The sequence below is a fragment of the Arthrobacter sp. Y3223065 genome, assembly GCF_059090885.1.
In genome coordinates, this window is sequence record NZ_JBNHGC010000005.1 from 199,253 (window position 1) to 220,398 (window position 21,146).

The window sequence follows — 21,146 nt, forward strand, 5'->3', positions numbered from 1 at the left end:
GAATGCCCAAGCTGCAGCGGGGTAGGAGCTACGGTGGCGCCGCTGCGCCCATCGGCGCGCGAGCCGCCGCCGTAGGGCCGGTGATGGCTGTTTCTTGGAAGGCACCGAGCCTCTGCCTGCTCGCCGCGCCGCGCCCAAGGACCAGGATGAGCCCTCAGAGGAGCATCTCCTCCGGGACGTCCGGCCAAGGCGGTTTAGCGGGCCGGGACTGGCGCGTTTTTCCCGCGATTGCTTACGCATGCGCCCTCACGTCCGATTGCATCCCTTAGCACCCGTGCCCGCATTCGCGCAGTGCGGCAGCACTATGAACGGATCCAGTTCGATGAAGGCCCTCATCCGCGCGCTCCTGGCAGCAATCCTCGGAACGACTATGCTCGCATCAGCTCTGGTTGTCAGCACACCGGCCCAGGCCGCGGCACCGGGCAGCGCGACCTACCAGACCTACACCGCTCCCAACGGTGTCAGCAGCAAATACCACGTCTACGCCAACGGCATCGACACGAAGAAGCCGGTCGGCGTCCTATTTGTCTTCCACGGCGACTACTCCTATCCGGCACAGTCCTACGTCCACCATCCCAACGGGTCCATCATGAAGAAGATGGCGGCCGAGGCAGCCAAGAAGAACATGATCATGGTTCCCGTCATCACCCCGGACAAGAAGGGCGGCATCACGTGGTGGGAGGATGCCGACCGCAACGGTGACTACTTTCGGGCGCTGGCCGGAACGCTGATCGCCAAATACACGCTGGACGCCCGCCGTATCTGGTTTCACGGCTACTCCGGCGGAGCCGAGTTCATCACCTATGAGCTCCTCGCAGACCGCCAGGAGTGGATAAAGGGCGGCGGGGCCACCATCGTCGGCGGCGGCGGATACACGGGCATGGAGACCGCTGCTCCCGCGGCAGTGAAGAAGATGAAGCTGCACTGGATCTGCGGCAGCCGCGACGGACGCGGCGGCACCAGCCTGAAGAACTGGTCAGCCCTGGGCACAGCCAAGAGCGCGGAGAAAAAATACAAAAGCCTTGGATTCACCAACACGAAGATAACCATCCTCCCGGGTGTCACGCACTACACCTATGACATGCCGAAGCTAATCGCCAACGACCTGAAGGCCATGCCGGCCGCGGTCGCGCCAGCCCAGGCCAAGTCCGGCGATGTCGCAGCCGTGGACTCCGCGGGCAAGCTCTACATATACCCGTCCGCCAAGGGGAGGGACCTGAACAAGCGCTCCTACGTTTCCGCCGGATGGGGAGCGTCGCGAGCCGTGGAGATTGCAGACTGGAACGCCGACGGCATCCAGGACCTGATCGCCAACTGGCAGGACGGCCGGCTCACCGTCGACTACGGGCAGAAGAACGGCGGCTTCAAACGCTCCACCTTGGGCGCGAGCGGATGGCAGCACAACACCATCATCGTCACCAAGTGGAGGACCGCCGACAAACACCCGGGCATCATCGCCAAGAACCGTAACGGCAAGCTGTACTCCTACGCGAACCCGGCCGGCACAAAGCCCGAGCAGCGGAAGCTGCTTAGCTCCGGCAACTGGAAGAGCATGGACGTGATGGCCTTGGACTTCGACGCGGACAAGAAGATGGACCTGGTCGCCCGCACCGCGGCCGGGCAGCTGAAGCTCTACCGCTCCAATGGCAAAGGCCAGCTCATCAGCGAGACCCGGAAGGTGATCGCCAAGTCCGGTTGGAACGCGATGACGCACCTGTCCACTGCCGAGGATCATGTGGCGGCTGGCCAGTCCGGCATCCTTGCCCGCGACAAGAAGGGAAACCTGCACTTCTACCCGGTCTCCTCGAAGAAAATCCAGAAGCGCATTACCGTCGGTCTCGGCGGCTGGAACGGCCTGAAAATCGGCTCGTAGTAGGGCAGGTCCCGGGGCCTTGGGCCCGTGGCGGGAAGGGTGCGGTCGCCGCCGGTGAAGGATATGCGGAAAGTGGTGCCTGCTTAATCGGAGGCGTCGCGTCCCAGCGAGGCTAGGAGTTCGTCGCAGGCGCGTTCACAGCGGCGGCAAGCCTCCGCGCAGACCTTGCAGTGTTCGTGCATCTCCGCATGCTGCCCGCATTCGTCGGCGCAGGCCTTGCAGGCAGTCCGGCAGGCCTCCAGAAGTGCTTTGGTGATATTGGCGTCGTAGCCGGTATGGCGCGAGAGGACACGGCCGGTGGCTGCGCAGATGTCGGCGCAGTCCAGATTGGTGCGGATGCACTTGGTGAGGTCGGCAACCATGTCCTCTGAGAGGCACGCGTCGGCGCACGCGGTGCACGTCTGCGCGCATTCGAAGCAGGCGGCAATGCACTCCGCCAGCTTCTGGCGGTCCACGCCGCCGAGGTCCTTGGGGTAGGTATCCAGCATCGAGCTGATGTGGGTCATGATCTGCTCCTGTCGTCCGGTTGCGGGATGACGGCCGCCAACCGCTTCTTATGAACCGTAGCCCTTACGCTGGAATTGTGGCCACAGCCGCAAAAGCGAACCCTAGCTCCTGCCATCCCCCTTGACTTATACCCCCCGGGGGTATAACTTCGGAATCACCGGAAACAAGCGTCGCGGGCCCGCCAGGGCTTCAACGCAGTGAAGGTCCTCACCGGCTTCGGCGGCGGAGCGTCATTCCACATGGTCTGGCGTTCCCACTTCCCGCAGCCAGCACCAATGATGTGAGGAGAATATTATGGCCGAGTCCCTTGACCGGGAACTGTCCCTGACCGCCAAGTCCGCACAAGGGTGCACGTGCTGCGCCCCGACCGGCGCCTCCGGAGAACGAACCGAGCGCCGCGAGCCGAAGGCTTCGTCGATGTTGCCGGCCGTTCAGGCAGAGTACCGGGTTGCAGGAATGACCTGCGGACACTGCGCCTCCAGCGTCACGGACGCGCTGGGCGCTCTCGACGGCGTGAGCGACGTGCAGGTCGCCCTCGTTCCCGGCGGCATTTCCACCGTCACCCTTCTGGCCGTATCGCCGGTCAGCGACTCCGCCGTCCGGTCGGCCATCGCCGACGCCGGCTATGAACTTATTGCCTCCTGAAGATCAGGGTTTCCCGCGAAGGGCCGCCCCGCCTCCAAAGGTAGGGGCGCCCGCGAAAGAAGAGCCATGAAAAGTGAGCATTCGCAGCACCTCGACAATTCCGGCCAGCACACCCAAGGCCTTGGCCCGGAGCACCGCCATCAGGGCCCGGGCCCGATGATGGCCGACCACGAAACGCACGGGCAGGCCATGCCGGACGGGCACGCACATTCGGCGGTGGACGAGGAACACGCAGTCCATACGCACGGCCAGCATGCCGGGCACAGCACGGCGATGTTCAAGAACAAGTTCTGGCTCTCCCTGGTCCTTTCGGTCCCGGTGGTGTTCTTCAGCCCGATGTTTGCCATGCTCCTGGGGTATGCCGTCCCGGAGTTCCCCGGGGCGGCGTGGATCCCGCCGGTACTTGGCACCATCATTTTCTTCTATGGCGGCACCCCCTTCCTGAAGGGCGCGGTGAAGGAACTGCGGTCCCGGCAGCCGGGCATGATGCTGCTGATCGGGATGGCCATCACCGTCGCCTTCGCCGCCTCCTGGATCACGACCCTTGGCATCGGCGGGTTCCATCTGGACTTCTGGTGGGAACTGGCGCTGCTGATCGTGATCATGCTGTTGGGCCACTGGATGGAGATGCGGGCGCTGGGTTCCGCGCAGGGCGCGCTCGATGCACTGGCTGCCCTGCTGCCGGATGAAGCGGACGTGGTCAACAGCGATGGAAGTGTCCGAACCGTGCCGGTCGGTTCGCTGGCCACCGGCGATATCGTGCTGGTGCGCTCCGGTGCCCGCGTGCCGGCGGACGGGCAGATCATCGACGGCGCGGCCGAGTTCGATGAATCGATGATCACCGGCGAATCCAAAGCCGTCGGCCGGGCGACCGGCGATACGGTGGTCGCCGGTACGGTCGCCACGGACAACTCGGTGCGAGTGCAGATCACTGCCGTCGGCTCCGACACGGCGCTGGCCGGCATCCAGCGCCTCGTGGCCGAGGCCCAGGCATCGTCGTCCCGGGCACAGGCCCTGGCGGACCGGGCTGCGGCCCTGCTGTTCTACTTTGCGCTGCTGGCCGGCATCATCACCTTCGGGGCATGGCTGCTGCTCGGAAGTCCCGGTGAGGCCGTCGTCCGCACCGTGACCGTCCTGGTCATCGCCTGCCCGCATGCGCTGGGCCTGGCCATTCCGCTGGTCATCGCAATCTCCACCGAACGGGCCGCGCGCTCCGGCGTGCTGATCAAGAACCGCATCGCGCTGGAGCGGATGGGCACCATCGATGTCGTCCTGTTCGACAAGACCGGCACGCTGACCGAAGGCGAACACGCGGTTACCGCCGTCGCCCCTGTGGAGGGCGTGACTGAAGGTGAGTTGCTGGCTTTGGCGGCCGCCGCCGAATCCGACAGTGAACACCCCGTGGCCCGCGCCATCGTGCGCGCCGCCGCCGGGCACCCTGAGGCGGCCCGACTGGGTCTGACCGGCCGCGATTTCACGTCCAGCACCGGCCGGGGCGTGCGCGCCATGGTGAACGGCGCCGACGTCTCCGTGGGCGGACCAAACATGCTCCGCGAGTCGAAACTTACGGAGGCCGGGGACCTGGCCCACGAAACCTCGGCCTGGATGGATCGGGGCGCCGGCGTGCTGCACGTGGTGCGCGACGGAAAGATTATCGGGGCGCTGGCCCTGGAAGACAAGGTCCGTTCCGAGTCTCGGGCGGCGGTCAGGGCATTGCAGGAGCGTGGGCTTAAGGTCGCCATGATCACCGGCGACGCCCGCCAGGTCGCCAACACCGTGGGCCGCGACCTGGGCATCGACGAGGTATTCGCCGAGGTCCTGCCGCAGGACAAGGACAAGAAGGTCACCGAACTGCAGCAACGCGGCCTGAAAGTGGCAATGGTCGGAGACGGCGTCAACGACTCACCTGCCCTGGCCCGCTCCGAAGTCGGCATCGCCATCGGAGCCGGCACCGACGTCGCGATGGAATCTGCCGGCGTCGTCTTGGCGGGAAACGATCCCCGGTCGGTGCTGTCGATGATTGACCTGTCCCGGGCCAGCTACCGCAAGATGATCCAGAACCTGATCTGGGCCACCGGCTACAACGTCATCGCCGTGCCGCTGGCCGCCGGTGTGCTGGCCTTCGCCGGCGTCGCGATCTCCCCGGCTGTCGCGGCGATCCTGATGTCCGTTTCAACCATCGTGGTCGCCCTCAACGCCCAGCTGTTGCGGCGGATTGACCTGGACCCGGAACGCATCCAGTAGCACGCGCGAGGCCACAGCTGCACGAGCAAAAAGCTATTTCGAAGGAACTAAATCATGAAGCAAAACCCGATCCTGTCCGCTGCCGCCCTCGCCGCCGTCCTCGCGCTCGCCGGCTGTGCAACCGGAGACCCCGGCAGCCAGACCGCCCCTGTGCCTACCGCCGCGACCACTGGGGCAGCGCCTCAGACCGGCGCGGAAACCGGCACCGAGCACAACGACGCCGACACGATGTTCGCGCAGATGATGATCCCGCATCATCGGCAGGCCGTGGAGATGAGCGACATCATGCTCTCCAAGGAGGGCCTGGACGCGCGGATCAGCGAGCTGGCGATCCGTATCAAGGAAGCACAGGGCCCGGAAATCGACCGAATGACGGCCATGCTTGAAGCCTGGGGAGAACAGGCCGGGATGCCCTCGGAAACCGCCGGGGCCGGCGGCATGGAAGGCCACGACATGCACGGTGCGGAACCCGGGGAGGCCGGCATGGGTGCCATGGAGGGAATGATGTCCGAGGAGGATCTGGCGCGGCTGGAGTCCGCGCAGGGTCTCGAGGCAGCCAGGTTGTTTCTGACCCAGATGATCGCCCACCATGAGGGTGCCGTGAAGATGGCCGGGCAGGAAGTCGAACAGGGTTCCAACCCGCGGGCCACGGAACTGGCACAGACCATCATCGAGGACCAGAAAGGCGAGATCCAGGAAATGCAGGACCTGCTTGCCAGCCTCTAACCGCTCTCCCGCCTGGAAACCATTGCCGCCCCGGCCGGCGTGTGCAATTATCTGCGTATGAATGCAGATAAGAAGGGTTGCAGCCTCGAGGTGGACAGCCATTATGTTGAGCTAGCCGTTGAGGTCTTTGCGATGCTGGCAGACGCCACACGCGTGCGCATCATCCTGGCTCTGCGGGATACCGAGCTGCCGGTGAACGAACTGGCTGAGACGGTGGGAAAGTCGCCGGCCGCGGTCTCGCAGCATCTGGCGAAACTGCGGCTGGGACGCATCGTGGCGACGCGGCAGGAGGGCACCAAGGTGTACTATCGGCTGGAGAACGAACATGCCCGGCAGCTGGTTGCCGACGCCGTCTTTCAAGCCGAGCATTCCCTGGGCGGTCTTCCGGCACACCACAGCAACCCCCGGGCGCAGGCATCATGACCGTGCATCCGCAGGCCGGACACTCTGCAACCGGGGAGGCCGGGGACGAGCACGGTCACGACCACGATCATCCGACGGGGCTGAAAGGGTTCCTCCACGGGCTTTTTGTCCCGCACAGCCACGACACCGCCGACTCCATCGACGATGCACTGGAATCCAGTGCAAAGGGCATCCGCGCGGTAAAGCTGAGCCTGGCAGGGCTCGGCGCCACAGCAGTGCTGCAGCTGGTGGTCGTGGTCATCAGCGGCTCGGTCGCCCTGCTGGCCGATACGATTCATAATTTTTCCGATGCGCTGACCGCCATCCCGCTATGGATCGCCTTCATCCTGGGGACGCGGCAGCCCACCCGCCGCTATACGTTTGGCTTCGGGCGGGCCGAGGACCTTGCCGGTCTGTTCATCGTGGCCATGATCGCGCTTTCGGCCCTGGGCGCCGGCTGGCAGTCCATCGACCGGCTGCTGAACCCGCAGCCCCTGCAGAACCTGGGCTGGGTCCTCGCGGCAGGACTCGTCGGTTTTGCGGGCAACGAGTTGGTGGCGATCTACCGGATCAGGGTCGGGCGGAGCATCGGCTCGGCGGCCCTGGTTGCCGACGGCATCCACGCCCGCACGGACGGGTTCACCTCCCTGGCCGTGGTTTTGGGCGTGATTGGGGTCTGGCTTGGTTTCCCGCTGGCCGACCCCATCGTTGGCCTGGTCATCACCGCTGCGATCATTGTCCTGCTCTGGGGCACCGCCCGGGACATCGGCCGCCGCCTGCTGGACGGCGTGGAACCTGAACTCGTCGATCGTGCCGAACAGATCCTGCTGGCTGAGAGCGAAGTCAAGGGACTGTCGGAGGTGCGGCTTCGCTGGAACGGCCATCGGCTCAATGTCTCCGCCACGCTTCTGGTGGACCCGGCCATGACCGTCGACGGTTACAACTATCTCCGGCGACGCCTGGTTGCCGGACTACGCGAGGCGCTGCCCGGAATCGACTACCTGTCCCTGACCCCTACACCCGCTGAAGCCCTCCGTCCGGGCCCGGGTTTAGCGCGCAGCCGTAAATGAGCGGCGTCGGGAAGGATCAGGGCGTGAGGTTCACATCGGCTGACCGCAGGTACGAGCCCTACGTGCGTCCTATCGACCCGTCGGTCGGGCGCCTCGCAGAAACCTGGACCTGGCGCGGGTGGGACGTACACGTTGAACACGTCGGCTCCCTCGAAGCTCCGGTGCGGATGCTTCTGGTGCACGGCGGGGGAGGGAACGCTGCGGCCATGTGGCCCTTTGCCGCACATCTGTCGCGCCTTGGAGCCCTCGTAACGCTCGTTGACCTTCCAGGCTATGGGCGTACGCGTCCCCGCGGAAGCGCGCGCATTTGGTACCAGGATTGGCAGCGGCTTCTGGCGGACCTCGCGGCGCGCATCGCTGACCAGCGGCCGCTACTGCTCCTGGGCGCCAGTATGGGCGGCATGCTGGCGCTGGATGCGGCCGCTTTGAGCGGCAGGGGTGACCGGGTCATCGTGACGTGCCTGCTCGACGCCACCGACCCTGACGTTCGAGCGGTCATCGTGCGTGCCCCGTGGATAGCCCGGCTGGCGGCGTCGTCTCTCAGGTTCATCAGCGGGCCGGTTCAGCGGATACCCCTTCCGCTGCGGTGGGTCGCCCCGATGCGGAAGATTTCCAACGACCCGGAACTATCCGCCCAAGTCCTGCGCGATTCGCGCGGCGGGGGAGGTTCGATGCCGTTGAGTTGGTTCCGGTCGTTCCTGGAGGCCGGCCCCGCCGTGCCGCCCGAGTCGTATGGCGGACCGCCGGTCCTGCTGGTCCATCCGGGTGAGGATCGGTGGACCCCCACGGGGATCAGTAGCCGGTACCTGAGCCGGCTTGCCGGAAACCATCGACTGGTTGAGCTCGAGGGATGCGGACATTTTCCAGTGGAAGAACCGGGCTTCCAGAAATTCCTCGACGTCGTCCGCATGGAAGTCGAATCCCTGGCTAAGGCCTGACCCACACCCCGGCCGCCGCCAAGTGGCTCACCCGCGCGGTCATCCAAAGCCGAGGAGCGAGGCAAGCCGCCGGTCGGTGTCGGCGAGGGCGTCCGTGTCGAAGGTGTTGGTGGTGACCAAGAGTTCGTCGGCACCGGTCACCTCCAGCAAGCGCCCGAGCCGCTGGCCCACCTGGTCCGCCGTTCCGTGCACCGCAGCGGCAAGGGACTCGGCCACCAGGCGCTCCTGCCTGGAGGTCATTGGAGCTGACCGGATGGAGTCGGCGGGCGCGAGCGGCGGGAACTCCCCGCGGGTGCGGGACTGCGCCATTGCCCAGGCCTCGGGCAGCAGCACCTCCCGCGCCCTTTCGGCGGTTTCAGCAACGGCCACGGTCGCGGAGACGATCACGTACGGTTCGGGGCACCAGGCCGAGGGCCGAAAATTCTTCCGGTAGCGCCCCAGAACTCCCCGGGCCGGTTCCGGATTGCTCCCCGTAAAGGCAGGACCGCCAACCACGACGGCGAGGCCCGCCTTGGCGGCGATGTCCACCCCCTTGCCGGTAGCCAGCACGAAAAGCGGCGTCGCCCCGCCGTCGTACGGGCGGGCAGTGACGGCGGCGCTGCCGTCGAGGTAGGCCATCAGTTCCGCCAGGTCCTCGCCGAAGCGGTCCGCGGCGTCCTTGTCCTGCCGCAGCGCCGACCGTACTGCCGGCGTAAATCCGACGGAGCGTCCGACCCCGAGATCGATCCGACCGGGAAAGAGCGCCTGCAGGGTGGCGGCTTGTTCGGCCACCACCAGCGGTTGGTGGTTGGGCAGCATCACTCCGCCGGAGCCGACACGGATCCGTTCCGTCTGCGCAGCCACCGCGGCCATCAGCACCGTCGGAGCTGAACCGGCAATCCCCGGCACACCGTGGTGCTCGGCCACCCAGAACCGGTGGTAGCCCAGCTGCTCGGCATGCCGTGCCCGGCGGATGGTGGCGCCCAGGGCAGCCGACGCCGAGGTGCCCTCACGGGCGTTTGCGCGGTCCAGGATGGAGACGGGGATGGAGGCACGCTGCATACCAGTCACAACGTGGCCGGCAGGCTGGTATTCCATCCCGGGGGCGGTCCTGCGCGCGCTCAGTGCCGGGCCAGCCACCGGCCCCGGCGCATGACGCCGTTGATTGCGAGGGCTTCATCGATGATCACGAGGTCGGCGAACTTGCCGCGAGCCAGGGTTCCCACGCTGCCGGCCAGGCCCATGATTCGGGCCGGGACCACCGTGGCCGACCGGAGGGCCTGGTCGAACGGGACTCCCGCCTCGAGGGCGTTCCGCAGCAGGTCCATCATGCTGGCGGTGCCACCGGCGATGGCTCCGGATCCCAGGCGGGCCACTCCCGATTGCACGCGCACCTCCGCCGGGCCCAGGCGGTACACGCCGTCGCTTAGGCCGGCTGCTGCCATCGAGTCGGTGACCAAGGCGATGTTGTCGGCACCCAGCAGCTCGAACATGGTCACGACGAGGTCGGGGTGCAGGTGGGTGTTGTCCGCGATGAGCTCCACGACGGCCTCGCCGGCGCGGGCGGCCCGGAGGCAGGCGCTCACGGCACCGGGGGAGCGGTGGTGCAGCGGTTCCATTCCGTTGAACAAGTGCGTCACCGTGGGCACCGGTGACCCCTCACCGAACAGCCGGGCGAGGGCATCCCGTGCGTGGCGCAGGGAGGCGGCCGCGACCGCGGTCTCCGCCGCCGTGTGGCCCAGCGACGGGACAACGCCGTGGCCGGCGAGCAGTTCCACCAGTTCGTCGGCGCCAGCCAGTTCGGGCGCGTACGTCATGGTGCGCAGGAAGCCGCGACCGCCCGCGAGCAGCTCGCGTGCGAGGCCGAGGTCCGGTTCCAGCAGCCATCGCGGGTCCTGCGCGCCGCATCGGGCAGGTGACAGGAACGGCCCCTCCACGTGGATGCCGGCTACCTCGCCGTCGGCGGCCATACGCGCAAGGACGTCGAGTCCGCCGAGCAAATCCTGGGGCGGCGCGGTCACCAGGCTCGCCAGCAGGGTGGTGGTGCCCGAGGCATGGATGCGCGCCGCCGCGCGGCGTGCGTCCGCTTCGTGGGCGGTGGGGAAGTCGACGCCGAAGGCGCCGTGACAGTGCAGATCAACCAACCCGGGGATCACCCTCTGGCCGGCAGGGACGTCGACGACGGTGTCCGCTTCCCCGGGCGGCAGGGTCTCCGCCGTGCCCACGTCACTGATTTCCGTGCCTGACACCGCCACGGCTCCGTCGAGCAGTTCACCCTCGCCGGTGTGGATTCTGCCCCTGAGGATCATCCGGCCGCCCGGCAGCGGAGCACGCCCCGCTTCGCGGAGCGGGACGGGGGAGCCGTCAGGGCCGCCCGCGCTTTGGTGTGTCATGGCGGAGACGAGGTTTATCCGGCGGGAAACCGCGAGCCCGCCTCGACATCCGTGAGGACTGTGACGTCCGGATGCAGCTGGAGCACCGAGGCCGGGCAGTCGGGGTGGACGGGCCCGGTCAGCGCACGGTGGAGGATGTCGGCCTTGTCCCGGCCCTGCACCAACAACAGCAGGCGCCTGGCATCCAGGATGGTTCCCAGGCCCTGCGTGATGCAGCGTGTGGGGACGTCGTCGAGCGACGGGAAGAAACGCGCATTGGCTAGGCGCGTCCTCATCGTCAGCTCCTCGACCCGGGTACGGGAATCCAAGGCCGAGCCGGGCTCGTTAAAGGCAAGGTGGCCGTTGTGGCCGATGCCCAGGATCTGCAGGTCGATTCCGCCCGCCGCTGCGATGGCCGCTTCATAGTCCGCAGCGGCCCGATCGACGTCCGCCCGGTCGGCGTCCGGCAGCAGGACCGAGGCCCGGTTTAGGCCCAGCGGCCGGATCACTTCCCGGTCAATCACCTGGGCGTAGCTCTCCGGGTGCCCGGACGGGAGTCCCACGTATTCGTCCAGCGCGAACCAGCGGACGCCGGACAGATCCAGGCGGCGCCGCGCCAAGGACTCATACAGCGGCAGCGGCGATGACCCGGTGGCCAGCCCGATGACGGCGTGGGGCAACTCTTCGACGAGGTCAGTGACGATGTCGGCGGCCAACGCGCCGATGTCGCCAGCGTCGTGGTGCGAAACCTGCAGCTTGCGTTCCTGCTCGGCCAACGGGTTCATAGGAGTCCTGTCTGCTGGATGAGTCCGCCGGGACGGATGCGCGCCGCGCTGCACGTGGTTTGCGGCAAGGGCAAGTCAAACTTCATTCCACTTTTTCCTTGTGGGACGGGTCGGAGCCTCCGGGTGCGCCGTCATCGTCGGCGACCCGGACACAGGTTGGGGCAAGATTACCGGATGGTGCCTGCCATTCAGGCTCGTTGCTGGCGCACCACGCCGAGAGCGAACTCCAACCGTTTCCGCACGGTGCACGTGTCAGAGCACGACGTCGAAGCCCGCCTCGGGCGACAGCGTTCCGTTGGCTTGCACTTGGACGAGGTGCCGGCCCGGGTAATGCACTCGCGTGGTCATTTGGCGGAAGGCGTGCGCTTTGCGGGACTGCCGGGCCTCGCGCGGCGCGATGTCAGCGACCGCCAGCTTGAAGACCTTTGGGGCCAGCGAACCGTTGGCCTTGACGTAGTGGACCACATAGTCCACGGCCACGCGGGCCGGGGTATCCGTTTCGTTCCGGATCTCGACGGCGAAGCCGAGCTCCCCGGGCAGGTGGACAATGTTCCGGTCAAGTTGCGGGACGGCCACCGTGACGGCGTCGGCCGTGAAACTAAGCGCCGCGAGGGCGCCGGGGTGGGCCTTCTTCACGAGCGTGCGCAGCCCGTGCCGTACCACCCAGGCCGTGTGGACACCCGGCGCGGCGGTCCACCGTGCGGCGGTGGCCACCACTTCGTCCGGGGCGTGGCGCGAGACGTCGTTCAGGTGGTTGGCCACCGAGCGGCGGACGGCATCGCTGTCGTCCTGGAACAGCTCGTCGAGGATCGGCAGGGTCGCCTCCGGCCGGGCGATGATGCCGGGTACCCGGACGGCCCACGGCAGGTACGGCCGCGTGCCTTCGCTGGCCAGCCGCCGCACCTGTTCATCCGGGTGGCCCGTCCAGTCCCGGATGATTCCCAGCGCCCGGTCCAGGTCCTGGATCAACAGCCGGCGGATGGCGAACTCGCTGCTCATCCGCGGCGTCAGTTCCGCGAGCAGGGCCAAAGCATCGTCGAAGGCCCGCTGGCTCCCGTCTTCCAAGGCGCGGGTTACGGCCGCCTCGCCGACCGGCCAGAGCATCCAGCCGGTGAAGGCGCCGTCGGCCAGCGCCGCGCGGATCAGGGCTGCGACCCGCTCGTAGCCGGCATCCAGGTCGGCGAGGAGCGCTTTCGCCAGCGAGTCGGCGCGGGCGCGCAGGGCCAGCGGCCCGAGCCCAACACCTGCTTCCTGGAGCGCCGGCCACGCAGTTTGGCCACCGGCTGCGGCCAAGGACCTTTGCAGTTGCTCGACGGCTGCCGGCCCCAGCAGGTCGTTCATGATTCCCATACGGTCCTCCGGGTCGGGGCCAATAAGATCGTCGAAGCCAGCCTATGGCGCTTCGGCCGGTGGACCCGGCCGCTGCTCTCCTCCGGAACCACCTAAAGGACCGTGGTTGTCCTGAATTTCGCCGCAAGGGTGTTCCGGGTCACGGTCGGGCACTAGAGTCACGTGACATGGACATCATCCTGGTACCCGGATTCTGGCTGGACGCGTCGTCGTGGGCGGAGGTTACCCCACCGTTGGCCGCCGCCGGGCACCGGGTACACCCGTTAACGCTGCCCGGGCTGGAAGCGCCGGATGCCCCGCGGGCGGGGATCGGCCTGCGCGACCACATCGACGCGACCGTCAAAGCGGTGGACGGTTTGGACGGGCCGGTGGTCTTGGTGGGCCATTCCGGCGGCGGAGCCATCATCCACGGCGTAGTAGACCAGCGCCCGGACAGGATCGCCCGTGCCGTCTACGTGGACAGCGGCCCGCTGGGCGAAGGCGGCGTGATCAATGACGAACTACCCGCCGAAGGCGACGAGGTACCGCTGCCGGACTGGAGCCTCTTCGAGGAAGAAGACCTGGTGGACCTCGACGAGGGGCTCCGCGCCGCCTTCCGTGCCCGGGCCATCCCGCAACCGAGGGGCGTGGCCTCCGATCCGCAGCACCTGTCCGACGAGCGGCGTTTCAACGTTCCGGTCACGGTGATCACGTGCGAGTTCACGCCTGAACAGCTGCAGGGCTGGATCGACGCCGGCGCACCCCAGGTGATCGAACTGGCCAGGATCCGGGATGTCGAGTACGTGCACCTGCCCACGGGGCACTGGCCGCAGTTCACCAAACCGGCCGAGCTCGGCGAAGCCATCCTGGCCGCCGTCACGAAGACTGTTGAGGCAACCGGGGCGCAGTGAGCTTAGCCAAACTGCTGCCCGCCGTCGAGGCAGCGCTCGCCGGGCACGGCCTCGTTTATGAGGTCCTCGACTGCGACCCGGACCTGGCGGACACGGCGGCCTTTTGCGCACACTACGGCTTCGCCCTGGAGCAGTCGGCCAACACCATTCTGGTGGCGTCGAAGAAGGTGGAACCGGCCAGGTACGCGGTGTGCGTGGTGCTGGGGACCGCCCGGCTGGACGTGAACAAGACGGTCCGTGAACTCCTGGGCGTGAAGCGCGCGTCCTTCGCCGACGCGGAGACCACCCAAGCCGTGACCGGCATGGAGATCGGGGGAGTGACCGCCATCGGAACCTCCGGCCACCCCATCTACATCGACGCCGCCGTGATGGACCAGGAACGCGTGGTGATGGGCGGCGGCAACCGGTCCAGCAAACTGCTGCTCAAGCCGGAGGAGCTGGCCAAGCTGCCCCGCGCCGTGGTGATTGAAGGGCTGGCGAAGCCTGCCGTGCCGCTCCACGCCACCGACAGGCCAGGGGACGGGTAGCACAGGCTGCCCTAATCTTGGCTTGCCTTACCTTGCTGGCGGGGATACAAGCCTGCGCATAATCTGGAGCCATGGGACTCACAGGAAAACTCGCAGAAGCGTTTAACGACCAGGTCACGCTGGAACTCCAGGCCTCCGTGGTCTACCGCCAGCTGGCCATCGAAATGGATGCCATCGACCTGCCCGGGATTGCCGGCTGGTTCCGCGCCCAGGCCGAGGAAGAGGTGGTCCACGCGAACAAGTTCATCGAGCACATGATGGACCGCGGCGCCCACCCCAAGATCCAGGCGATCACGGCTCCGACAATTTTCGCCGCGACCGTACTGCAGGCGTTCGAAGCCTCGTTGGCACACGAGAGGAAGGTCTCCGAGTCGATCCGCGACCTGTACCGGCTCGCGCAGCAGGAGGGCGACATCGACTCCATCCCGCTGCTCAACTGGTTCATCGACGAGCAGTTGGAAGAAGAAGCCACGGTCGGCGAGATTATCGGCCGGGTCAAGCTGGTCAACGATGACGGGCCCGGCCTGCTGCGCCTGGACGAGCAGCTCGGTTCCCGCACCGGCGAAGACAGCTAGCACGAAAGCCCCGGCCGGGCAGTCCGGGCTAGGCCGACGGGTCCTCATCCTCACCGCGATTGTCGAGCCAGGACCGGGCCTGCCGTACTGCGTCCTGGAGGGAGGAGCCGAGGATCTCGCCGCCCGGGACCAGAACGACTTCGTCGTTGAGGGCCAGCCGCTCGGCGCGCTGAATTTTTTCGGCGAGGTCAGGGGTCATGCCGCAGAGGTAGAGCCGCCCGCCGTGCTGGCTGAGTTCATGGGCGTAGCTGTCGATCTCGTCGATGAAGGTGGCGCCGACTTGGCTGTTGCCGCGGATACGCAGTACGACGGCGGCGTCCTCGGCGGAGTCCGGTGCGGGAAGCCGTTCCCGAAGCGTGCGGGCAGCGGCGAAGTAGAGAGGGCCGTAGACGTCCAAAACCGTGACCTGACCCGAGCGCAATTGAGACGGGGCGTCCTTGACGTGGATCTTCCCGTCGTCCTCGCGGACCAGTTCATACACCTCGGTCAGCTGCCCGGCCCGGTAAATGAACAGCACCAGGGTCAGCACCACGCCCAGTCCCACAGCCACCGGAATTGAGGTCAGGAGGGTGGCGAGGAAGGTGATGACCATGGCCCATCTTGCGGTCCCGGCGACTCGCCAGATGGAGCGCAGGTCGCTGAACTTTATGGCCTGAAAGCCCGCGACCATCATGATTGCGGCGAGCACGGTCATCGGGACCTGGCCCACCAGGTTTGAGGCGACCAGGATGATGGCCAGCATGGCCAGTCCATGGAACACCATGGCGAAACGGCTGCGGGCCCCGATCTGGGTGTTCAACGCACTCTGGCTCACCGACGCACCGGAGGGCATGCCGTTGAAAAAGCTGGCGGCCGTGTTGCCCAGTCCCTGGGCCAGCATGTCCCGGGAACTGTTGGCGCGCGAGCCGTCAGGGTTCCGGACGCCCTGGCTCACGCCCGCGCCCTGAAGGGCGATGACCACGGCCACGGCGAACGCCGAGATCGCCAGGCTTGGGGTGAACAGGGTGAGGTCCGGGACCGCGAACGGCGGAAGGCCGGAGGGTATGTCGCTGACGTCCTGGACGATCTCGACACCTTCGGGTTGCCACCAGAAGGCGATGAGACCGGGGATGACGAGCGCAAACAAGGAGGCGGCGTTCGCCCAGGGTGTGCGCCCCAGCAAGATCATGATGACCAGGGCGATGCCTCCTATCAGCACGGCGCTCCAGCTGAACTCCCCGATGTGCAGGAGCAGGTCAACAAACTTGCCCAGACTAGTGTTGGCTTCGGACGTGTAGCCGGCGAACTGCGCGGCCTGGTCCATTACCAGTACCGCGGCCACGCCGGAGAGGAAGGCGGTCATGACCGGGTAGGAGACGTAGCGAACCAGTTTGCCGGCACCGAGCAGGCCGAAGACCACGAGGAACAATCCGGCCATGCCGACGAGGAGGAACAGCGCCGGACCGCGCTGTTCCTCGGGAAAAGCGGCCACCGCCTGGCCCGCGGCGAGGGCAGAGGCGCCCGTGGTGGCTATCTGCATGAGCTGGGAACTCGCAAAAAACCCGCCCACGGTCGGGGCGACGGTGGTGGCGTAGAGACCGTAGACGGGGTTGACCCCGGCCATGACAGCGGTGGCCATGCCGGAGGGGACGCTGACCACGGCGTTGACGAGCCCGGCCAGTGCGTCCCCAGGTAGGTCCTTGAGCCGGGGCAGGAACCCGGTCGCCTTCTTGCTGTCCCGTGGCACGGTGCCTCCCGGTTTTGCGGATAACTGGAGCCTGCCCCGTCCATGCGGCGGTTTTTGCGCAGCGCGGGAGCGCGCTTGCTAACGGGTACTCCCCATCCAACGTAATCCGTGATGGGATGGATGAACACCCCGGGACGAGACCGGCGGCGACGCCGGTCCCGTGCGGGGACAGTCGTTCTCCAACGACGATGGATCCGCGCGTGTACGAATTCTTCCAAACCGTGGGCGGCGTGAGCGTGACCATCTTTGTGGTCGCCTCGATGCTCAACGTGGGCCTGACCCAAAAACCATCGCGATTGCTGGCGCACCTGTCCAACCGGGCGTTCCTGTTGCGCATGCTTCTGCTTAACCTCATCGTGGTTCCGGCCCTCATGATTGCGGCCACGGACCTCGCGGAACTGGACCCTGTCTACTCGGCTGGTTTGCTGGTGTTCTCCTTGTCCGCCGGGGCCCCGTTCCTCATCAAGCTCACCAGTCTCTCCGACTCGGACGTCGCCCTCGGAGCCACCGTGCTGCTGGTGTTGATGGTCGCCACGGTGGCGGTGCTGCCGATCACGCTGCCCCTTGTCCTCGAGGGCGTGGCGGTGGACACTTGGGCGATCGTCAGGGGCCTGCTGGTGCAGATGCTTTTGCCGCTGGCCGTGGGAATGCTGGCCCGGCAGTTCGCCGAGAAACTCGTGGCGGCCGTCCAGCCCTGGGTGGCGAAAATATCAACCATCGCGCTATACGTGCTGATCGTGGCGATCCCGATCGGCTATCTACCGGAGTTGGCCGATCCCGGGCTGTGGGCGGCCATCGGGGTGGGCCTGGTGGTGCTGCTGCTTGCGCTGTTCCTGGGCTGGACCATGGGCGATGGCCACGACCACCTCCAGGACGTGGGCGGGTTAAGTACGGCCCAGCGCGGCATCGCCGCAGCTCTGATCGTCGCCCAGACCAACTTCAACGATCCGCGCGTACTGGTCGTTATCACGCTGCTCAACACCTGCGGCGTGCTGCTGCTGATCGCCGCGGCGAAGTGGATGAGCAGGGACAACAGTTTCCAATTTCTGATCCCGACGGCGGCCGACGTGCCGGAGAAGAACGACCACGACGACCGAGGAGGCTGACAACAATGAGCGCTGCCCGCGATCGACGACCCAACATCCTGGTGCTGTGCATGGACCAGTGGGACGTGCACATGGACCTGCCGCCCGGCGTGGAGCTGCCTGCCATCCATCGCCTGGTGGGGGCGGGCGTCAGCTTGAGCAACCAGTACTGCACGGTGCCGCAGTGCACCCCGTCCCGGGCGACCATGTGGACGGGCCAGCATGCCAAGAACGTGGGGCTGTGGGACAACACCAACTTTGCCTGGACCGACGTGCTGGATCAGGACGTGCCGACCATCGGCACGATGCTGCGGGAACAGGGGTACTACACCGCGTTTAAGGGCAAGTGGCACCTGTCCCACCCGGAGCGCTCCTCCACCGCGCTGGAGGGCTACGGGTTCTCGGACTACCAGTCCTGGGGCGACAACTGGGGTGCTCCGCTGCACGGCGAGCAGCTCGACGGTGCGGTGGCCTTCGAGACCGTTGACTGGCTGCGCCACAAGCGCCCGCACGACCGGCCCTGGCTGCTGATCTCCTCGATGGTGAACCCGCACGACATCATGTTCCTGCGCGCCGGTGCGGACGAGCGCGCCCACCCCAACGGCGCGCTGGCCCCGCTGGCCCATCCGCCCCAGGATCTGGGGTTCATGCGAGAGTTTGACGTCGAGCTTCCCGGCAATTTCCAAGACGACCTCGAGGGACAACCGTTCGGGGTGCGCTCCTACAAGCGCAACGTCGAGTGGAACTACGGCCGGATCCCCGAGGGTCGCGAAGACCTGTGGAAGGTGCGGCGCAACTATCTGATCAACTGTCTGCGGATGGTCGACGCCGAGTTCCAGAAGATCCTGGACGAGCTCGACCGGCAGGGCCTGTGGCGGAACACCGTCGTGGTGCTGACCTCCGACCACGGTGAGATGAACGGGGCGCACGGCATGGCACAGAAGGGGGCGATTCCCTTTCAGGAGGCTTCGATCGTGAACATGACGGTCGTCTCACCGTACGGGCCCAGTGGAGTCCAGTCCGACGCTGTTGGCTCCCACCTCGACCTGGCTACCACGTTCCTGTCCTGGGCCGGGCTGGGGGAGGCAGAGACCCGGGAACGGTACCCCGCGCTGAAGGGCCGGAACCTGCGGCACCTGTTCGAAGCTCCCGGAAAGGTGCGCCCGCCCCGGGGCTCGTCCGCCGAGCCCGGTGACGGGGCGCTAGTCAACTGGGACGGGCTCAACATGCTCGATCCGGAGTGGGCGATCCAGGGTGCCCTGGCGGAGCTGGCCCAGCTCGGCCATGGACCGGACAAGACCCTCGAGGACTGCCGGAGGGTGGGGGAGGTCTACGGGGCACCGGACATGGACAAGCGCACCTTCTTCCGGGCCGTCTCCGACGGGCGGTACAAGCTGGTCCGCTGGTTTTCTCCCACCCAGTACGGCGTTCCCCGTTCAGTCGAGGAGTTGCACGCAGTCTCCGACGTGGCGCTCTATGATCTCCTGGAAGACCCCGGCGAGACCCGTAACATCGGGGATCCTTCCCATCCCGACTATGACGGGCACTTGATGGAGTCGATGCTCAAGAAGCTTGTCAACCTTATTGACACGGAGCTGGGCGAGGACGAGCCGCCCTTCGACCTGGACCTCTTCGGCACCCGGGAGGTCCGTTACCGCCTGGAGGACATCGAGGCCGGGGCCCCGGGCGGCGGGCTGCCGTCCGAACCCGGTCCTGCAACCGCGGCGCGGCAAGAGCAAGAGCCGTGAGCCAGGGTGTTGTCCCGGAGGCCGAGGTCCCGCCTGGAATGGTTCTCGTACCCGGCGGGACGTTCCCGATGGGCTCAGAGGACTTCTATCCCGAAGAACGGCCCGTCCACCCGGTGCGTGTGTCCCCGTTCCTGATGGACCGCACGCCCGTGACGGTGACGCAGTTCGCCCGGTTCGCCGCCGACACCGGCTACCTGACCGTGGCCGAGCGGGGCCCCGACCCGGGGGATTACCCCGGCGTGGACCCGAGACTGCTGGTTCCAGGGGCGCTGGTGTTCACCGGAACCTCCGGGTCGGTTCCACTGAGCGACCCGTCACTCTGGTGGTCCTGGGTGCCCGGCGCGTCGTGGCGTTCCCCCGAGGGCCCCGGTTCGCGGGCACTGGATGACCGGCCGGACCACCCCGTCACGCAGGTGTCACTGGAGGATGCCGCTGCCTATGCCAGATGGGCCGGGCGAAGGCTTCCATCCGAGGCGGAACATGAGTTCGCCTCCCGCGGGGGTACCGCGCCGACTCCTTACGCCTGGGGCGACCAGCGGTGCCCGGGCGGTCACCACCTGGCCAACACCTGGCAAGGGGCGTTCCCCTACCGGAACTCCGCCGACGACGGCTGGCCCGCGACCTCTCCAGTGGGCGCCTACGCGGCCAACGCCTACGGAGCCGTGGACCTGATCGGAAACGTCTGGGAGTGGACGGCCGACCGGTGGTCGCCCCGTCACCCGCAGGCCGCGGCCTCCCCTTGCTGCGTCCCGACGGATCCGCGCCGGCAACACGCCGGCCCGGAAAACCCACGCGACGCCTTCGTGGTCAAGGGCGGCTCCCACCTTTGCGCCCCCGAATACTGCCTGCGCTACCGGCCCGCCGCCCGACAGCCCCAGGACCGCGACTCCGCCACAACGCACATCGGATTCCGGTGCGTCCGGGACATCGGGACGACGATTGCTGGTCTGGTTCCGCGGGAGGACGGTCGTTAGGCGCATCGGCCAAAACCACACGGGTCCCCAGGCAGTCAGTAGCTGTGTTTACAGCTCATACGCAGCGGCCGGCCATCGGTCGGATCGCGCTTTTGCTGTGTGGGCGCTCAGCTGGAACCCGGCAGGGAGGCCCCGGCGGCACCTTTGTGGAGGAGTTGGGGTGTGGCGGCCGAGAGTTCGTTGGCGAAGCGGACCAGCATGGCGCCGAGGACTTCCCGATCTTCCGGGGACCAAGTGGAGAGTATTTCGTCGAACGCTGCCGCACCGGCCACGCCGATCTGGTGCTGCAGTTCGATTCCACTGGCGGAAGTCCCCAACAGGGTGGCACGGCGATCGGCGGGATCGGGTTGGCGGTCGATCAGGCCCTTGGCCTCGAGGCGGCGGACCTGCGGGTTCATGGTGGATTTGTTGACGCCCCACTGTGCTGCCAGATCCGAAAGCCGCATCGGCCCGTTCCTGGTCAAATATTCCAGCAGCGCGGTATCGGTGGGCGAGAGGTTCGCGGCGGCGGGGCCGAAGATGTAACTGCGGATTTTTCTCCGGCTGGACCACTGGAGCAGCAGGGCGAAGCCGTGACGCACTTGTGCCCCGGGCGTCGGCACGCCGGCTTTTGTCGAATGAGGGTCAGTCATGGAAGGAGTCTACCAATAAGGTTCGGTTCGACTAACCGAACTACCGTTGGTACGGTGGAAGAGTCCTCAGATAGATGACCGAGTAAAACTAGAGGAGG

The 21,146-nt window shown here is 66.9% G+C and carries 20 protein-coding genes; 13 read left to right on the forward strand and 7 right to left on the reverse strand.

The features are described from left to right. The first annotated feature begins 370 nt into the window (after positions 1–370). Positions 371–1,873, forward strand: a complete 1,503-nt coding sequence (locus tag AC5RUK_RS14265) for a hypothetical protein (RefSeq protein WP_494152573.1) — start codon at positions 371–373, stop codon at positions 1,871–1,873. A gap of 83 nt (positions 1,874–1,956) precedes the next feature. Here the strand turns inward: AC5RUK_RS14265 and AC5RUK_RS14270 are convergent, their stop codons facing one another. Beyond that, positions 1,957–2,379 carry a four-helix bundle copper-binding protein gene (locus AC5RUK_RS14270; RefSeq protein ID WP_494152574.1) on the reverse strand — a complete coding sequence of 141 codons (423 nt, stop codon included), beginning with the start codon at positions 2,377–2,379 and terminating at the stop codon, positions 1,957–1,959. A gap of 295 nt (positions 2,380–2,674) precedes the next feature. Between AC5RUK_RS14270 and AC5RUK_RS14275 the strand changes: the two genes are divergently transcribed. The 6 genes from AC5RUK_RS14275 (at position 2,675) to AC5RUK_RS14300 (ending at position 8,405) form a co-directional block, all read left to right on the forward strand. Continuing rightward, complete coding sequence (locus AC5RUK_RS14275; RefSeq protein WP_494107269.1) at positions 2,675–3,025, forward strand: heavy-metal-associated domain-containing protein; 351 nt, start codon at positions 2,675–2,677, stop codon at positions 3,023–3,025. Positions 3,026–3,091: 66 nt separating this feature from the next. Further along, the gene (locus AC5RUK_RS14280) at positions 3,092–5,269 is read left to right on the forward strand and encodes a heavy metal translocating P-type ATPase (RefSeq protein ID WP_494152575.1); all 2,178 of its coding nucleotides are present in this window, start codon (positions 3,092–3,094) and stop codon (positions 5,267–5,269) included. Between the two features lie 54 nt (positions 5,270–5,323). Then, positions 5,324–5,995, forward strand: a complete 672-nt coding sequence (locus tag AC5RUK_RS14285; RefSeq protein WP_494152576.1) for a DUF305 domain-containing protein — start codon at positions 5,324–5,326, stop codon at positions 5,993–5,995. Positions 5,996–6,052: 57 nt separating this feature from the next. Beyond that, positions 6,053–6,418: an ArsR/SmtB family transcription factor gene (locus tag AC5RUK_RS14290; protein WP_494107272.1), complete on the forward strand. Its 366-nt coding sequence runs from the start codon at positions 6,053–6,055 to the stop codon at positions 6,416–6,418. After that, entirely contained in the window at positions 6,415–7,467 is a 1,053-nt protein-coding gene (locus AC5RUK_RS14295; RefSeq protein ID WP_494152577.1) for a cation diffusion facilitator family transporter, read from the forward strand. Before AC5RUK_RS14290 ends, AC5RUK_RS14295 begins: the two co-directional genes overlap by 4 nt. Positions 7,468–7,490: 23 nt before the next feature. Continuing rightward, positions 7,491–8,405 carry an alpha/beta hydrolase gene (locus AC5RUK_RS14300; RefSeq protein WP_494152578.1) on the forward strand — a complete coding sequence of 305 codons (915 nt, stop codon included), beginning with the start codon at positions 7,491–7,493 and terminating at the stop codon, positions 8,403–8,405. Positions 8,406–8,444: 39 nt separating this feature from the next. Here AC5RUK_RS14300 and AC5RUK_RS14305 read toward each other — a convergent pair whose 3' ends face one another. The 4 genes from AC5RUK_RS14305 to AC5RUK_RS14320 form a co-directional block, all read right to left on the reverse strand. Continuing rightward, positions 8,445–9,482, reverse strand: a complete 1,038-nt coding sequence (locus AC5RUK_RS14305) for an LLM class flavin-dependent oxidoreductase (RefSeq protein ID WP_494152579.1) — start codon at positions 9,480–9,482, stop codon at positions 8,445–8,447. Between the two features lie 23 nt (positions 9,483–9,505). After that, on the reverse strand, positions 9,506–10,777 hold the full coding sequence (gene nagA, locus AC5RUK_RS14310; protein ID WP_494152580.1) for an N-acetylglucosamine-6-phosphate deacetylase: 1,272 nt from the start codon (positions 10,775–10,777) through the stop codon (positions 9,506–9,508). Positions 10,778–10,791: 14 nt separating this feature from the next. Then, positions 10,792–11,541, reverse strand: coding sequence for a glucosamine-6-phosphate deaminase (locus tag AC5RUK_RS14315; protein ID WP_494152581.1), 750 nt, complete (start codon positions 11,539–11,541; stop codon positions 10,792–10,794). Between the two features lie 252 nt (positions 11,542–11,793). Continuing rightward, positions 11,794–12,891: a DNA alkylation repair protein gene (locus AC5RUK_RS14320; protein WP_494152582.1), complete on the reverse strand. Its 1,098-nt coding sequence runs from the start codon at positions 12,889–12,891 to the stop codon at positions 11,794–11,796. A gap of 167 nt (positions 12,892–13,058) precedes the next feature. Here AC5RUK_RS14320 and AC5RUK_RS14325 point away from each other — a divergent pair, with 167 nt between their 5' ends. The 3 genes from AC5RUK_RS14325 to AC5RUK_RS14335 all read left to right on the forward strand — a co-directional run bounded on the left by AC5RUK_RS14325 (position 13,059) and on the right by AC5RUK_RS14335 (position 14,883). After that, entirely contained in the window at positions 13,059–13,781 is a 723-nt protein-coding gene (locus tag AC5RUK_RS14325) for an alpha/beta fold hydrolase (RefSeq protein WP_494152583.1), read from the forward strand. Beyond that, a complete protein-coding gene (locus tag AC5RUK_RS14330; protein WP_493989843.1) occupies positions 13,778–14,308 on the forward strand; it encodes a YbaK/EbsC family protein in 531 nt (176 codons plus the stop codon). Before AC5RUK_RS14325 ends, AC5RUK_RS14330 begins: the two co-directional genes overlap by 4 nt. Positions 14,309–14,379: 71 nt before the next feature. Next, on the forward strand, positions 14,380–14,883 hold the full coding sequence (locus AC5RUK_RS14335; protein ID WP_493989842.1) for a ferritin: 504 nt from the start codon (positions 14,380–14,382) through the stop codon (positions 14,881–14,883). A gap of 28 nt (positions 14,884–14,911) precedes the next feature. Here the strand turns inward: AC5RUK_RS14335 and AC5RUK_RS14340 are convergent, their stop codons facing one another. Continuing rightward, complete coding sequence (locus AC5RUK_RS14340) at positions 14,912–16,609, reverse strand: SulP family inorganic anion transporter (protein WP_494107279.1); 1,698 nt, start codon at positions 16,607–16,609, stop codon at positions 14,912–14,914. Between the two features lie 200 nt (positions 16,610–16,809). On the opposite strand from AC5RUK_RS14340, the gene AC5RUK_RS14345 reads away from it, so the two are divergent. Genes AC5RUK_RS14345 through AC5RUK_RS14355 form a run of 3 tightly spaced genes read left to right on the forward strand, consistent with a single transcriptional unit; the run spans position 16,810 to position 20,416 of the window. After that, positions 16,810–17,715, forward strand: coding sequence for a bile acid:sodium symporter family protein (locus AC5RUK_RS14345; RefSeq protein WP_494152584.1), 906 nt, complete (start codon positions 16,810–16,812; stop codon positions 17,713–17,715). A 5-nt stretch (positions 17,716–17,720) separates the two neighbouring features. Continuing rightward, the gene (locus tag AC5RUK_RS14350) at positions 17,721–19,442 is read left to right on the forward strand and encodes a sulfatase-like hydrolase/transferase (protein WP_494152585.1); all 1,722 of its coding nucleotides are present in this window, start codon (positions 17,721–17,723) and stop codon (positions 19,440–19,442) included. Continuing rightward, positions 19,439–20,416 carry a formylglycine-generating enzyme family protein gene (locus AC5RUK_RS14355; RefSeq protein ID WP_494152586.1) on the forward strand — a complete coding sequence of 326 codons (978 nt, stop codon included), beginning with the start codon at positions 19,439–19,441 and terminating at the stop codon, positions 20,414–20,416. Before AC5RUK_RS14350 ends, AC5RUK_RS14355 begins: the two co-directional genes overlap by 4 nt. A gap of 107 nt (positions 20,417–20,523) precedes the next feature. Here the strand turns inward: AC5RUK_RS14355 and AC5RUK_RS14360 are convergent, their stop codons facing one another. Then, positions 20,524–21,048, reverse strand: a complete 525-nt coding sequence (locus AC5RUK_RS14360) for a MarR family winged helix-turn-helix transcriptional regulator (protein WP_494152587.1) — start codon at positions 21,046–21,048, stop codon at positions 20,524–20,526. Positions 21,049–21,146: the final 98 nt, after the last annotated feature.